General features: G+C 63.0%; 12 protein-coding genes and 1 pseudogene. 2 read left to right on the forward strand and 11 right to left on the reverse strand.

The annotated features are described in order from the left end of the window. The first annotated feature begins 472 nt into the window (after positions 1–472). Positions 473–1,388: pseudogene (locus tag AB4Y85_RS15380) on the forward strand (IS30 family transposase). A 173-nt stretch (positions 1,389–1,561) separates the two neighbouring features. Here AB4Y85_RS15380 and AB4Y85_RS15385 read toward each other — a convergent pair. The 4 genes from AB4Y85_RS15385 to AB4Y85_RS15400 form a co-directional block, all read right to left on the reverse strand. Next, complete coding sequence (locus AB4Y85_RS15385; RefSeq protein ID WP_441985790.1) at positions 1,562–4,171, reverse strand: TRAP transporter permease; 2,610 nt, start codon at positions 4,169–4,171, stop codon at positions 1,562–1,564. A 77-nt stretch (positions 4,172–4,248) separates the two neighbouring features. Then, positions 4,249–5,220: a TAXI family TRAP transporter solute-binding subunit gene (locus tag AB4Y85_RS15390; protein ID WP_441985791.1), complete on the reverse strand. Its 972-nt coding sequence runs from the start codon at positions 5,218–5,220 to the stop codon at positions 4,249–4,251. Between the two features lie 90 nt (positions 5,221–5,310). Then, positions 5,311–6,654: an aspartate aminotransferase family protein gene (locus tag AB4Y85_RS15395; protein WP_441985792.1), complete on the reverse strand. Its 1,344-nt coding sequence runs from the start codon at positions 6,652–6,654 to the stop codon at positions 5,311–5,313. After that, positions 6,651–7,541 carry a MurR/RpiR family transcriptional regulator gene (locus AB4Y85_RS15400; RefSeq protein WP_441985793.1) on the reverse strand — a complete coding sequence of 297 codons (891 nt, stop codon included), beginning with the start codon at positions 7,539–7,541 and terminating at the stop codon, positions 6,651–6,653. Before AB4Y85_RS15400 ends, AB4Y85_RS15395 begins: the two co-directional genes overlap by 4 nt. Before the next feature lie 88 nt (positions 7,542–7,629). Here AB4Y85_RS15400 and AB4Y85_RS15405 point away from each other — a divergent pair, with 88 nt between their 5' ends. Continuing rightward, positions 7,630–8,472: a 3-keto-5-aminohexanoate cleavage protein gene (locus tag AB4Y85_RS15405; protein ID WP_441985794.1), complete on the forward strand. Its 843-nt coding sequence runs from the start codon at positions 7,630–7,632 to the stop codon at positions 8,470–8,472. 51 nt (positions 8,473–8,523) lie between these two features. On the opposite strand, the gene AB4Y85_RS15410 is transcribed toward AB4Y85_RS15405, so the two are convergent. The 7 genes from AB4Y85_RS15410 to AB4Y85_RS15440 form a co-directional block, all read right to left on the reverse strand. Further along, positions 8,524–9,252 (reverse strand): MBL fold metallo-hydrolase, encoded by a 729-nt coding sequence (locus AB4Y85_RS15410; RefSeq protein ID WP_441985795.1) that lies wholly within the window; start codon positions 9,250–9,252, stop codon positions 8,524–8,526. A gap of 139 nt (positions 9,253–9,391) precedes the next feature. After that, positions 9,392–10,438 carry a phosphotransferase gene (locus AB4Y85_RS15415; protein ID WP_441985796.1) on the reverse strand — a complete coding sequence of 349 codons (1,047 nt, stop codon included), beginning with the start codon at positions 10,436–10,438 and terminating at the stop codon, positions 9,392–9,394. 14 nt (positions 10,439–10,452) lie between these two features. After that, positions 10,453–11,208 carry an SDR family NAD(P)-dependent oxidoreductase gene (locus tag AB4Y85_RS15420; RefSeq protein ID WP_441985797.1) on the reverse strand — a complete coding sequence of 252 codons (756 nt, stop codon included), beginning with the start codon at positions 11,206–11,208 and terminating at the stop codon, positions 10,453–10,455. A gap of 13 nt (positions 11,209–11,221) precedes the next feature. Continuing rightward, positions 11,222–12,424, reverse strand: a complete 1,203-nt coding sequence (locus tag AB4Y85_RS15425) for an acyl-CoA dehydrogenase family protein (protein ID WP_441985798.1) — start codon at positions 12,422–12,424, stop codon at positions 11,222–11,224. Positions 12,425–12,433: 9 nt separating this feature from the next. After that, positions 12,434–12,877, reverse strand: a complete 444-nt coding sequence (locus tag AB4Y85_RS15430) for a PaaI family thioesterase (RefSeq protein ID WP_441985799.1) — start codon at positions 12,875–12,877, stop codon at positions 12,434–12,436. After that, positions 12,874–13,848: an NADPH:quinone oxidoreductase family protein gene (locus tag AB4Y85_RS15435; protein ID WP_441985800.1), complete on the reverse strand. Its 975-nt coding sequence runs from the start codon at positions 13,846–13,848 to the stop codon at positions 12,874–12,876. Before AB4Y85_RS15435 ends, AB4Y85_RS15430 begins: the two co-directional genes overlap by 4 nt. Before the next feature lie 16 nt (positions 13,849–13,864). Beyond that, the gene (locus AB4Y85_RS15440; RefSeq protein ID WP_441985801.1) at positions 13,865–15,043 is read right to left on the reverse strand and encodes an acetyl-CoA C-acyltransferase; all 1,179 of its coding nucleotides are present in this window, start codon (positions 15,041–15,043) and stop codon (positions 13,865–13,867) included. Positions 15,044–15,055: the final 12 nt, after the last annotated feature.

Genomic DNA, 15,055 nt, shown 5'->3' on the forward strand with positions numbered 1-15,055 from the left:
TCAAAGAGCAAGCGGGAACGGCCTCGCGGCGTGTGGCCCGAGGTTTGTTCAGTCGAGGGAGGGCGCGAGGAGGCGTCCGGCTCGTGTGTGTGTTTGTGTTGAGAACCTGACGGCTCCCCGCGCACGGCTTTTTTAGGCGTACACCGCGTCTTTCAGCGGAGGGCCTCCTGTCAGCGGGCTTGCGAAGCCCACAGCAGGACCGTGCCCGATCCCACAATCACGACGCCTCGCGAGCGCGCCCCTCGGTGGATCAGGCTGGGGAAGGGTATAGCCAAGGTTAGGACAGCTGTCAAGAACAAAGAGTGAACATAACGTTGCATGTCCCACTCGCACTCCTTGTCATCCCCGCGCAGGCGGGGACCCAAACCACAGTGGGTGCAGTTCCGGCCGTCGCGCTTTGTCTGGCCCCGTCGGGGGTCTCTGTCCGCTGAGTTCACGTTGGAAGTGCAACACCTGCTAAGGTGTTGCTGCGATGGGACAAACTTACGAGCACTTGAGCCTGCACGAGAGGGTGAAGATTGAGCTGTGGCTTACGGCGGGCCATTCGCTGCGCTGGATTGGCAGCAGACTAGGCCGCTCAGCTTCCACCATCAGCCGGGAGCTGCAGCGCAACGCCAGGCCCACCAAACAATGGCGCGCTTCCTATGATGGCGGACGCGCCCACACCCTGGCCTTGCTACGACGGCGCTGGAACGCCCGCTTCAAGCTGGCGCGTGATCAGGGTCATCAGCCATGAGTCCATCTATCGCTTCGTCTATCACCGCTCGGCCCAGAAGGATTACTGGCATCGCCTGCTGCCCCGTGCCAAAAGCCGACGGGGGCGCTTAGGCCTGCGCGGCGGATCGCCGGCAAGCTTCATCAAGCATCGCCTCGGCCTGGCGCACAGGCCTCAGGAGGCGGCCAGCCGTCAGGTGGAAGGCCATTGGGAGGCCGACCTCATGGCCTTCTCGCGCTATGGCCAATATGTTCTCGTCCTGCATGAGCGCCGGTCGCGGCTGCTGATCGTTGACCGGCTGCCCAACAAGACAGCGCTTGCCGTGCTGGAGCGGCTCCATCGCCATCTGAGACGATGGCCCAAAGCATTGCTTCAGTCCTTGACCTTCGACAATGGAACCGAGTTCGCCCTGCATTATCGGCTCACCGAACGGCTGAGCCTGCCCACCTTCTTTTGTGATCCGCATGCGCCCTGGCAGAAGGGCGGGATTGAGAATGCCATTGGACGGCTCAGGAAAACCCTGCCGCGCAAGGCCGATCTGGCCATGCTCTCGCAAGAAGAGCTGGCTTGGTTGGTGGAGGCCTACAACACCACACCGCGAAAATGTCTTGCCTTCGCCACCCCCAAGGAGATCTTCTCACAGGCTCTCAACCGTGTTGCGCTTCAACCGTGAATCCACCTTCCCGCCTGCGCGGGAATGACAGCGTTGAGATCCGGGTTTTTATTCTTCACGCGATCCCGGATCGGCTCTACCGTCCGGGATGATGCTTCGGCGGCGATGCTCACCGCCGTTACCGGCTTCATGCCGGTGATTGCGATCAGAGCACCCGATCTTCAACCCCGTCTTCAGGCTGCGACCGGCGAGAGCTTCTCCGTTACTTCCCGCGCCCTCCGCCGCTGCAGCCACCAGATCAGTCCCGCCAGCGCGAGTGCCGGGATGTAGACCCACATGGCGGAGGGCCGCCCCGGTGCGGGCTGGATGACGCTGACGATGGTGTGGCCGGGCTCCAGGCCGACGCGCTTGGCGTAAGATCCGAAACCGACATTGCTGATGGTCAGCTTGTCGCCAAGACCTGCCACCGTGATGCCGGCGGCGCGCAGGCGCTCCTGCGGCGTGGGCTTCTGCTCACCGAGATTGATGCTCACCGTCTTGCGCACGTCGTCGCCCTCGATGGTCATACCCTCCACCACGAAGGCGAGGCGCTGATCGGCGGGTGCGCGAGCGACCTGGTTCATCAGTTCGGTTGCAGGCAGCTCGAAGGTTGCCGGATGAACCTGGTTGACCCACCAGTCGGGACGGAACAGGGCAAAGCAGACGACCAGCAGAACGGCGCTTTCCCACAGGCGGCTTCTCGTTGCGAAATAGTTCATGGTCGCGGCCGAGAAGAGCAGCACCGCCGCCATGTTGGTCGCGATCACGATGCCCGCATCGAACCAGTTCTCGATACCGATGAGCAGCATGGCCGGGTTGAAGATGAATACGAAGGGCAGAACCGCGGTGCGCAGTGAATAGAGCGCACCCTGGAAACCTGTCGCGATGGGATCCTCGCGCGAGATCGCAGCCGCCGCGAAAGCCGCAAGGCCCACGGGTGGCGTGATATCGGCCATGATGCCGAAGTAGAACACAAACATGTGCACCGCGATCAGCGGAATCGCGAGCCCCGCCTGCGCGCCGAGCTCCACGACGACGGGCGCCATGAGGGTCGCCACCAGGATATAGTTCGCGGTGGTCGGAATACCCATGCCGAGCACGAGGCTGATGAGGGCGATCAGCATCAGCATCACGATCACGTTGCCGCCGGAGATGAACTCCACGAACTCGGTCATCATGAGTCCGAGGCCAGTGAGCGTCACCGTGCCGACGACGATGCCTGCCGTCGCCGTCGCGATGGCGATGCCGATCATGTTGCGCGCGCCGAGCGCGAAGCCGTCCATGAGATCGGCGGCGGCAGCACGCGCCGCCACCGGGATCGATTCCTTGCGGAACAGCGCGAGCAGCGGACGGCGCGTGGCCAGGATGCCGATGATCGAGACTGTCGCCCAGAAAGCCGAGAGACCCGGCGACATCTCCTCGACCATCAGGCACCACAGAAGGACGACCAGCGGAATGAGGAAGTCGAGGCCAGTGCGCGTCACGTCCCAGGCGCGCGGAAGCTTGATGATGGGAGTGTTGGGATCGTCGAGTTCGAGATCCGGGAAGCGTGCCGCATAAGCGACCGTGACGAGATAGATCACCACGCCCGCAGCCGCGAGGATCCACGGAGCGCTGGCACCGAACGCGGCCTGCGCGCCGAGCACGCCGTAATAGAGCAGGCAGAGCACGACCACGGACCCCGACAGGCCGAGACCCGTGCGCAGCAGACGGGTCTTCGCTGGAGTGGGCTCGCGCGGGATCGGCTTCGCGCCGATCTTCAGAGCTTCGAGATGCACGATGTAGAGCAGCGCCACATAGGATGCGATCGCGGGCAGGAAAGCATGCGTGACGATTTCCGAATAGGGAATGCCCACATACTCGACCATCAGGAACGCGGCTGCGCCCATCACAGGTGGCATGATCTGACCGTTGATGGAGGATGCGGCTTCGATGGCGCCGGCCTTCACGCCGGACAGGCCCGTGCGCTTCATCAGCGGAATCGTGAAGATGCCGCCCGACACCACGTTCGACACGGACGAGCCGGAAACGACGCCGTTGAGCGCGGATGACACAACAGCCACCTTCGCGGGGCCGCCGCGCAGGTGGCCGAGAAGCGCGATGGAGATCTGCATCATCCAGTTGCCCGCGCCCGCCTTGTCGAGCAGCGTGCCGAACAGGACAAAGAGGAACACAAAGCTGGTGGAGACGCCGAGCGCGATACCGAACACGCCTTCCGTCGTCAGCCATTGATGCTGGAGAAACTTCGATATCGAAGCGCCGCGATGCAGCAGCACGTCGGGCATGTAGGGGCCGCCGAAGGTGAAGCCGATGAAGACCAGTGCCACGATGACCATGGGCAGGCCGAGCGAACGGCGGGTGGCTTCGAGAAGCAGCAGGATGCCCGCGCCTGCCGTCACCAGATCCATCGTGGTCGGCTGACCGGGACGCGCGGCAAGCTCGCGATAGAAGAGAAAGAGATAGGCGCCCGCGAATGCGCCTGCGAGCGCCAGCACCCAATCGAGGGGCGGAACATAAGCGCGCGGCGAGCGCTTGAAGGCGGGATAGGCCATATAGGCCAGGAAGAGCCCGAGACCGAGATGGATGGCTCGCGCTTCCGTATCGTTGAGAATGCCGAAGCCCAGCGTGAACGGCAGCGGCGAGGCATACCAGAGCTGGAACAAGGACCATGCGATGGCAACCGTCGTGATCAATGCGGCTGTGAAACCGGTCGGCTTGCGGCCTCCCGTATCGGCTTCCGCGACGAGTTGTTCGAGCTCGGCGGAGGGGGCGAGTGAGGCTTTCTCGGTGGTCGACATGGTCATGTCCTCGGACTTCTCAATAAGGCAAAGGGGGCAGCATGCGCCGCCCCCGTTCTCAAAGGCTTCTCGTGAGCGCCGGCTTAGTTCAGCCAGCCCTTTTCCTTGTAGTATTTCGCAGCACCCGGATGGAGCGGAGCGGACAGGCCGTCCTTCACCATCTTGGCCGGGTCGAGACCGGCGAAGGCAGGATGCAGCGACTTGAACTCGTTGAAGTTCTCGAACACCGCCTTGGTCACATTGTAGACGGTCTCATCCGGCACCTTCGCCGAGGTCACGACGGTCGCGAGCACACCGTAGGTTTGCACGTCCTGCGGGTTGTTGCTGTAGAGCCCGCCCTTGATCGTGGCTTTGGCGTAATAAGGCTTGTCGGCAAGCAGCTTATCCACGGCCGGACCGGTGATCGACACGAGCTTCGCGCCGCAGGTAGTGGTCGGGTCCTGGATGTTCGCGGACGGGTGGCCCACGCCATAGAAGAAGGCGTCGATCTTGTTGTCGCAGAGCGCAGGGCCGTGCTCGTCGGCCTTCAGCTCGGAGGCGAGCGAAAAGTCGGAGAGCTTCCACTCCTTGGCGCCGAGCAGCTCTTCCATAGAGGCGCGGGTGCCGGAGCCCGGATTGCCCACGTTCACGCGCTTGCCCTTCAGATCGTCGAAGGTGGCGGCGTTGGCTTCCTTGCGGGCGAGCACCGTGAAGGGCTCGGGATGCACGGAGAAGACCGCGCGCATGTCGCCGAAGGCGTTGTCCTTGAACGCGCCCACGCCCTTCATCGAGTTGTACTGCACGTCGGACTGGGTGAGGCCGAAATCGAGTTCGCCCGCCTTGATGGTGTTGACGTTGTAGGCCGAGCCGCCGGTTGATTCCACCGAGCAGCGGATGCCGTGAGCCTTGCGGTCCTTGTTGACAAGGCGGCAGATCGCTCCGCCGACGGCATAATACACGCCGGTCACGCCGCCTGTGCCGATTGTGGCGAAGTTCTGCTGCGCCTGTGCCGGCAGGGCCGTGAAGGTCAATGCGGCCGCAGCGGCACCGAGCAGGGTCTTGTTCAACACTTTCATTCGTCTTCCCTCTTGTTGCGTCCGGCTTTGGGCCAGACTTGAAGTCAGTCCGGAGATCGGCTCCCCGTTGCCGCCCTTTCTCGAAAGAAATCAGGCGGCTTTCAATCTCGTGCCTTCGAGCGCCGCATCCACGGCGTCTCCCAGTCGCTCGACAATCGTATCGATGACAGCTTCATCGACGATGAAGGGCGGGGCAAGCAGAACGTGATCTCCCCGCGCTCCGTCGATGGTGCCGCCCATGGGATAGACCATGAGGCCGCGAGCCATCGCCTCGCGCTTGATGCGCGCATGAAGTTTCTGTTTAGGGTCAAAGGTCGCTTTGGTCGAGCGGTCCCCCACCAGCTCGATGGCCATGAAGAGCCCGCGCCCCCGGATATCCCCAACATGCGCGTGGTTTCCGAAGCGGTCGCCCAGCCGCTGCCGCAGGCGCGCGCCCATTATCCCAGCGTTAGCCAGCAGGCCGTCACGGCGGATCACGTCCTGCACGGCGAGCGCTGCGGCGCAGGCCATCGGATGGCCGAGATAGGTGTGGCCGTGCTGGAACAGGCCCGAGCCGTTCGCGAAGGAATCGAAAATATGCTGTCCCAGCAGCACGGCCCCGATGGGCTGGTAGCCGCCGCCGAGTCCCTTCGCGATCGTCATGATGTCCGGCGCAATGCCCTCCTGCTCGCAGGCATGGAGCTTGCCCGTGCGGCCCATGCCGCACATGACTTCATCCAGAATGAGAAGCACGCCGTAGCGGTCGCAGATCGCGCGGATGCGCTTGAAGTAATCCGCCACCGGCGGCACGGCCCCCGCCGTGGCGCCGACGACGGTCTCGGCCACGAAGGCCATCACCGTGTCCGGGCCGAGTTCCAGGATCTTGTCCTCCAGCGTCTGCGCGGCGCGGGCGGCATAGGCCTCGTCGCTTTCGCCGGCCTCCTGGTAGCGGTAGGCGAAGCACGGGTCGATGTGATGGGTCTCGACGAGAAGCGGCCTGAACTGGGCCCGTCGCCATTCGTTGCCGCCGGCGGCAAGCGCGCCGAGCGTGTTGCCGTGATAGCTCTGGCGGCGCGCGATGATGTTCCGGCGCTCCGGCTTTCCGCTTTCCACGAAATATTGCCGCGCCATTTTCAGCGCCGCCTCGACCGCCTCCGAACCGCCCGAGACGAAATAGACATGCGACAGACCGGCCGGCGCACCCTCGATCAGCCGATCCGCCAGTTCTTCCGCCGCTTGTGTGGTGAAGAAACTGGTATGCGCATAGGCGAGCTTATCGGCCTGCGCCTTCATGGCGGCGGTCACATCGGGATGGCCGTGCCCGAGACAGGAGACTGCTGCACCGCCGGATGCGTCGATATAGGAACGCCCTTCCGCATCGAAGATTTCGACACCTCGGCCCCCCACGGCAACCGGCAAGGTTCCATGAATTTGGCGATGAAGGATGCGGGTCATCGGTTTCTCCTGCCGTGCTGCGGCGACCAGTGAATGTTGAAGGCGGCGAGTTGGTCTTCCGTGCGCTTGAGCGCCTCCAGCGACCTGTCTCCGCCACGTCCGGCGATGAGGGCAGCCAGGACTTCGCTCACAACGAAGCAAGGCGTCATGGTGTGGAAGAACGACAGGCTGTCGGTGGGGATGAGGATTGTGGACCTCGCCGCCTGCGCCAGCGGCGACACGGGGCTGTCGGTCAGGGCGACGATGGGAATGCCCTGCGCATGCGCATAATGCACGGCCTCGACGGTCGCCCGCGAATAAGGCGCCACGCTCACCGCGAAGAGAACATCGTCGTTTGTCGCGTCCCGAATGGCATCGCTGCCGATACCCGCGACGGCATCGAGCATCACCGCCTTCTCACCGATGAGGGAGAGAACATAGCTCAGGTGCCACGCCACGGGATGCGCCGAGCGCAGGCCGAGACAGTAAATCCGGCGGGCATCGGCCAGAAGAACCGCCGCCTCCACCAGCCCATCGAGAGCAGGCCCCTCGCCGAGACGGGCGATCTGCTGTGAAAGGGAAGTCATCATCTCGGCGGCAAGCGCTCGCTCGCCCTTCATCTTCTGGGTCGCGACCTGGGCGCCTGCCCTGCCGGCAAATCCAGCTCCACCCGTCCGAATGGTTTGGGCATGGACCTCTTTGACGTCATCGTAGCCGCTGAAGCCGAGCTTCTGCGCCAGCCGGGTCATGGTGGCAGGCTGCACGCCCGCCTGCCGGGCCTGCTCGCGCATGGAGAGCAGGGCGACGTCGTCCGGATGATCCAACACGTAGCGCGCCGCCGCCTGCAATTGCACCGGCATGCTGGCGTAAGCATCGACGATCTGATCGGCCAAGGCGGCAATATCCATGAAAGGCAGAGTAGCGATCTTTACGCATGGCGCAACAAATGTTTTATTTGGTCTTAAGTTGAAACAATTGATCTACATGAGGGAGCCTATGGGGTACCCCGAGCGCTTGCCACCGGTTGCCATCGCGGTCGCTCCCAATGGGGGGCGCCGCACCAAGGCCGACCACCCTGCCCTGCCGATGACCCCGCGCGAACTGGCGGAGACCGCGTCCGCCTGCTTTGAGGCGGGAGCCTGCATGATCCATGTGCATGTTCGGAATGCCGAGGGCGGCCATCTTCTCGATGCGGCGGCCTATCGCGATGCCATCGCCGCAATCCGTCAGGCCGTCGGCGACCGTCTTCTCGTTCAGATCACGAGCGAAGCGCTCGGCATCTATGAGCCGGACACCCAGATGGACGTCGTGCGCGCGGTGAAGCCCGAGGCGGTATCCCTGGCTTTGCGCGAACTTGCTCCCGACGAGGCGTCGGAGCCGGCTTTCGCGGAATTCCTCACCTGGCTCCGCCGCGAGCGTGTTGTGCCTCAGATCATCCTGTACTCGCCCGATGAGGCCATGCGCCTTGCTGGCATGCAGCAGCGCGGGCTCGTGCCGTTCGCGCAAATTCCGGTGCTCTATGTTCTCGGCCGCTACACTGCGGGCCAGACATCCCATCCCGCCGACCTGCTCCCGTTCCTTGCTCCCGACATGCCAGGTTTCAAGGATTGGATGGTCTGCGCCTTCGGTGGCTATGAGACGGCCTGCGTGGCGACCGGCGCCTTGCTCGGCGGGCATATACGGGTCGGATTCGAGAACAACCTCGACCTTCCCGACGGCACGAGAGCCGGCTCGAATGCGGAGCTGGTTCGCAGCGTTGCGAGCGCGCTCAGCGCCTGCGGCCGTTCGCTCGCCAATGCCGACGAGTTGCGTCAGTCGTGGTTTGAATGCTTCCGATGAGGATCTTGCCTACTCACTGACAAGATTTCCTTCGTAATCGCAGAGCAGCGCTCATGCTGCCTGCCATTGCTCTCCATCTTCCCGAACCAGTCCTTCACCCTGCAACTTGAGAAGATGCGCGGCGACATTCCGTTCAGCGGCCTGACGCAGCCATGGATGGGTCTTGGAATAGAGGCGATCCACCAGATCCCAGGTTGAGGCGGGACCGTTGCGCAAGGCCTGAAGAATGGCCTTCTCACGCTTCACGCGATACGCGATAAGGTCCTCCACATACGGCTTCGGGTCCGCGAGCGGTGGCCCATGTCCCGGCAGATAGAGCCGGTCGTCGCGCGACAGCATGAGATGGAGACTCGCCACATACGCCGCCATGTCGCCACCTGGCGGAGAGACGATGCTGCTCGACCATGACATGATATGATCCGCAGTCAACACGGTCCCGCCGGGAAGGGCGAAGCACAAGTGATCGCTGGCATGTCCGGGCGTATGAAGCGCGGTCATTCCCAGAACGATGTCGCCGTGATGAATGGGGATGTCAGGCGTAAACGCGGGCTTCTCGCTGAGATGAAACCCATAGGTCGGCGCGCCCGTCCGATCCTTTAGACTGTTCGTTGCGCCGAAATGATCGGAATGGGTGTGGGTGAGGACGATGGCGGAGACCTGTCGGCGCGTCGCGCTCAGGATTGCGTCCACATGGCTCTCATCATCGGGGCCGGGATCGACCACGACGAAGCCGTCGTCGCGTTCAAGCAGGTAAGTGTTGGTGCCATGATAGGTCATCATGCTGGCATTGCTCGCGACGATGCGAGAAATCCCCGGCCCTATCGGCAACGCCACTCCCCGCATCGGTTCCGGCTCAGTGAGAAATGCCATCCGCCGCTACCTGCAAGAGTGTCGTCTGGAGGCCAGACGACGGAATGATCTAATGCTGCCGCGCAATGGCCTGTCCTATATCGGCAAGAAGTCCCGCACGTTGCGCCACCTGTCTGGCATTGGCGTCACTCGCGTTGCCCTGCAATGCACGCGCCATCACGCCATGAAGAATGGCCGACAGCCGGAAGAAGGACAAAGCCAGGAACACGTTCCAATCCGGCAAGCCTGAGCGGCCCATGGCCGTGCAGTATCGTTCGACGATCTCTTCTTCCTTCGGAATACCGAGCTCGTCGAGATCGAGGCCGAGAATGCCTCGGCTATTTGGAACGCCTGCATCGATGCGATACGACATGCACAGGTAAGCGAGATCGCTCAACGGATGCCCAAGCGTCGAAAGCTCCCAATCGAAGATGGCGGAGACCTTCGGCCTGTCGGCGACAAAACAGAGATTGCCGTGGCGGAAATCGCCATGGGCAATCGTGGTCTCGTCGGGCACGCCCTTGTGCTCACGAAGCCAATCGGCAAGCCATGTGAGCGCTGGCAACTCGCCCGCGCTCAACGATGATTGGTACTGGCGGCTCCAGCGTTCGACCTGTCGGGCGACGTAACCGCCCTTGGGACCGAAATCCCCGAGGCCCACTGCCTCGAAATCGACCGAGTGAAGTTTCGTGAGCGCATCCACGGATGCGAAATGCAGCTGCCTGCGCTCATCCGGCGCAACACCATCCATCGCGGCATTGTCGAAGATCCGCCCTTCGACGAACTCCATCACATAAAACGGAGTGCCTATCACCGCAGCATCGTCGCACAAGGCGACGACCCGCGCGACGGGAACATCAGTGGGTCCGAGGGCCGAGACAACCCGGAACTCCCGCTCGACATCGTGCGCCTTGTTCAGCAACTGCCCCGGCGGTTTCTTGCGCAGGACGAGCCGCTTTCCATCCGCTTCGATCAGGAAGGTCGGATTGGATTGGCCGCCCTGGAACTGACGGATGCTTAAGTCGCCGTGAAACTCCGGGACCGCACCGGTCAACCAAGCCTTAAGCGCATTCTCATCGAAGCGGTGCGCGGGAATGACGGGAGCGAGGCTCACCATGCTTTGCCCGTCCCTTAACTGATCGTCTCGCCGCCATCGGCGACGATCACTTGGCCCGTGATATACGCGGAAGCGGGAGAGGCCAGGAAATGCACGATGCCTGCGATGTCCTGCGGCTCGCCGAACCGCCTCAGCGGCGTGCGGCTTTCCATCTGCGCACGCCGGACGGGATCGTTGACCAGTTCCTTGGCGAAGTCGGTATTCACCACGCCCGGCGCGATCGCATTGACGCGAATGCCCTTCGGTCCCCATTCGACAGCGAGGTTTCGGGCAAGCGCCGCTTCTGCGGCTTTCGACATGCCGTAGGCGCCGATGGTCGCCGATCCGCGTAAAGAGGCGATGGAGGAGAGGATGACGACGGAGCCGCCGCCTCGTTCCGCCATTCGCGGCAGCACCATGTTGCAGAGCCAGACCGTGCTCTGCACGTTGACGGTCATGATCTTGGTGAACAGCTCGTCCGTCAGCAGGGCTGCAGGCCCATAGACCGGGTTCGTGGCGGCATTGCAGACAAGAATGTCGATGCCGCCCCAAACCTCGTTCACGTGAGCAATGAGGCCCTCGACCTGTGTGCGGTCGCCCACATGGCAGGCCTTGGCGATGGCCTCGCCTCCGAAAGCCCTGATCTCTTCGACGACCGCATCGCACGCATTCTGCTTGCGGCTCGAAATGACCACCTTGGCGCCGCTTTGGGCGAGCTGGATCGCGGTTGCCCGCCCGATCCCACGGGAAGCGCCGGTGATGAGGGCGACCTTGCCTCTGACGTCGAACATGGTTTCTTCCTGACTATCGGTAGGCATACAGTTCCATCTTCGCAATCGATTCACGATGAACCTCGTCCGGCCCATCGACGATGCGCAATGTGCGCGCCTTGGCATAGGCGAAGGCGAGGAACGTGTCCTGGGAGACACCCATCGCCCCATGGGCCTGGATCGCGCGGTCGATGATGTTGCAGGCCATCTCGGGGGCGACCACCTTGATCATGGCGATCTCGCGCCGCGCCGCCTTGTTGCCCACGGTGTCCATCATGTGCGCCGCCTTGAGCGTGAGCAGGCGCGTCGTCTCGATCTCGCAGCGCGAGCGCGCGATGAGCTGGCGCAGGTGCCCCTGGGCGGCCAGAGGCTTCCCGAAGGCCTCGCGCGATAGAACGCGGCGGCACATCGTCTCCAATGCACGTTCCGCCAATCCGATGGCGCGCATGCAATGGTGGATGCGGCCTGGGCCGAGGCGTCCTTGCGCGATCTCGAAACCGCGGCCTTCGCCCAGCAGCATGTTGGATGCCGGAACACGCACGTTCTCGAAGCTGATCTCGGCGTGCCCGTGGGGGGCGTCGTCATAACCGAATACGAGCAGGGGCCGCTCCACCTTGACGCCGGGCGTGTCGAGCGGCACCAGGATCATGGATTGCTGCTTGTGCTTCTCGGCATTGGAATCGGTTCGACCCATCACGATGGCGATCTTGCAGCGCTCGTCGATGGCGCCCGTGCTCCACCACTTCCTGCCGTTGATCACGTAATGATCGCCGTCACGCCGAATCTCGGTCTGGATATTCGTCGCATCGGATGATGCAACCGCCGGCTCCGTCATGGAGAAGCAGGAACGGATGCGGCCGTCGAGCAGCGGCTCGAGCCATTGCTTCTTCTGCTCTTCCGTGCCGTAGAGAATGAGCGTTTCCATGTTGCCCGTATCGGGCGCCGAGCAGTTGAACACCTCCGGTGCGAGCCCCGAGCGTCCCATGACCTCGCACAGATGGGCATAGTCAAGGTTCGTCAGGTTCCTGTCGCTTTCGTGCCCGACGAGAAAGAGATTCCAGAGACCCTGCTTCTTCGCCTTCTCTTTCAGCTCGCCCATGATCTCCGGCTCGGACCAGAGATTCTTCTGCGAGCGCAACTGGCGCTCATACACTTCCTCGTTGGGATAGATATGCTCGTCCATGAACTTCAGGAGTTCACGCATCAAGGGCTTGAGGTCTTCGCGGAGCTCGAACATTTTTAGCAACTATTCCCTGGTGGAGATCATCGATTGGGTGCCCGGCTGGCTGCCCGCCGGCCATTGGAAGCTTCCGATGCCATGCGCCACGAGGTCGCCGGCATCGTCGTAGATATGCGCCTCGGCGCTGTAGTTCTTGCGACCGGCGGAGAGCATACGCCCTTCCACCCGCAGCCGCCCATCGTTGACCGCCTTCGTGAATTGAGTCGTCAGGGACAGAGTCACGCCATAGCGCTTGGGCTCTCCCGGTTCGCTGTGGAGCCCCGCCGCACAGGCCGCGAAGTCGATCATGCTGCACAGCACGCCACCATGCACGTTCCCGGCGCGGTTGCGATGCTCCGAGCCGATCTTGAGGCCGCCCGTCACGCGGCCTTTCTCTGAATGAACAAGCTCGAGGCCGATCAATTCGAAGAAACCGATGCTTCGGTAACTGGAAGCGAGTTCCTGGCTCATGTGGTCAGCACGATCTTGCCGATGGCGCTGCGGCTGGTGAGAACGTTGAAGGCTTTCACCACCTCTGCCAGGTCCATCGTCTGGCTCACCAGCGGACGCAGCTTGCCTTCCTCATACCACTGGAAAAGCTCCGCGAAGTTCCGGCGGTTCGCCTCGGGATCGCGGTCGCGGAAGGTGCCGAAGAATACGCCCACCATCGCGCTTCCCTTCAGCAGAAGAAGATTGGCGGGCACCTTCGGGATCGTGCCGGATGCGAAACCGACAACGAGCACGCGCCCTTCCCACGCGGTCGCCCGTACGGCATCCTCCAGCAGATCGCCGCCGACCGGATCGTAGACGACATCGACGCCCTTTCCGCCCGTCAGCTCCTTGACGCGGTCCTTCAGGGACTCGGTCGAGTAATTCACCAGATGATCGGCGCCCGCATCCTTGGCGACCTGCAACTTCTCATCACTGCTCGCGGCGGCAATCACGGTGGCGCCCATCGCCTTGCCGATTTCCACGGCGGCAAGGCCGACGCCTCCACTCGCGCCGAGTACGAGAAGGGTTTCCCCCGGCTGCAGGTTCGCCCGCTGCCTGAGAGCATGCATGCTGGTACCATAGGTCATCGAGAAGCCTGCGGCCATCACGGCAGGCATGCTCGCCGGACGCGGCAGCAGGCGCGATGCCTTGGTGTTCGCGACTTCGGCAAATGCTCCCAGCCCGACCATGCCGATGACGGGCATGCCCGGCTCCAGCCCCGTCACGCCTTCGCCGACCGCCTCGATGATGCCGGCCAATTCGGTGCCGGGGACGAATGGACGATCCGGCTTCGCCTGATACTTGCCCTGCACCATCAGCGTATCGGGAAAGTTCACACCGGCAGCTTCCACGCGGACCCGCACCTGTCCCGGCCCCGGCGGCGGGAGATCGACATCCTCGACCACGAGCGACTCAATCGGGCCAAATTCCTTACAGACCACCTGACGCATGGCGCCCTCCCCAATCTTATTGAAATTCGATGAGCGCGGCGCAGCCCATGCCGCCGGCGACGCACATGGTCACGACGCCATACTTTGCGCGGCGGCGGCGTCCTTCGAGAAGGATGTGCCCGACCATGCGCGAACCGCTCATGCCGAACGGATGCCCGATGGAGATGGCGCCGCCATTCACGTTGAGACGCTCCGAGGGAATGCCGATCTTGTCACGGCAATAGACCACCTGACTCGCGAAAGCCTCGTTGAGCTCCCACAGATCGATGTCGTCGACGGTCAGACCGTGCCGCTCCAGCAGGCGCGGGATCGCGAAGACCGGGCCGATGCCCATCTCGTCGGGTTGACATCCAGCCGATGCGAAGCCGCGAAACACGCCCAGCACGTCGAGACCGCGCTTCTCGGCCTCCTTGGACGACATCAGCAGATTGACGGATGCTCCATCCGACAACTGGCTTGCATTGCCGGCGGTGATGAACTGGCCTTCGCGCACAGGCTTCAGCTTGGCCAGACCTTCGAGATTCGTATCCGGGCGATTGCCTTCGTCGAGGGTCAGCCGCACGGTTTCCTTACGGACCTCGCCTGTCTCTTTGTCAGTGACGAGTTTGATCGCCTCTGTCGCGACGATTTCATCGCGGAAGATTCCAGCCTGCTGCGCCGTCGCCGTCCGCCTCTGGCTCTCAAGCGAATACTCGTCCTGCTGTTCGCGGCTGATGCCGTAGCGAGCCGCCACGTTGTCCGCCGTCTCGATCATCGGCATGTAGATGCCGGGGATGTTCTGTTCCAGCCATTCGTTGCGCAGCCGGTTCTTGTTCGCGTTCGGCCCGACGAGGCTGATCGACTCGACACCGCCCGCAATCGAGACCGGCACGCCATCCACCATGATCCGGCGAGCGGCATAAGCGACAGCCTCGAGCCCCGATGCACAGAAGCGGCTCACCATGGCGCCGGTCGAGGAGACGGGAAATCCTGCGCGCAAAGCAGCTGCCCGCGCGACGTTTCCTCCGGTTGCTCCTTCGGGATATCCGCAACCCAGGACGACCTCCTCCACATCGCCGGCTTCAACCTTGGCACGGGACATCACCTCAGGCAGCAGCGGCGCTACGAGGTCCACACCGGCGGTGTCGTTGAAGGCACCACGCTGGGCCTTACCGATGGGAGTGCGGCAGGTTGCAACGATTACGGCTTCATTCATCATGTCTCTCCT

This window comes from Microvirga sp. 2YAF29 (assembly GCF_052114605.1).
Classification (GTDB): domain Bacteria; phylum Pseudomonadota; class Alphaproteobacteria; order Rhizobiales; family Beijerinckiaceae; genus Microvirga.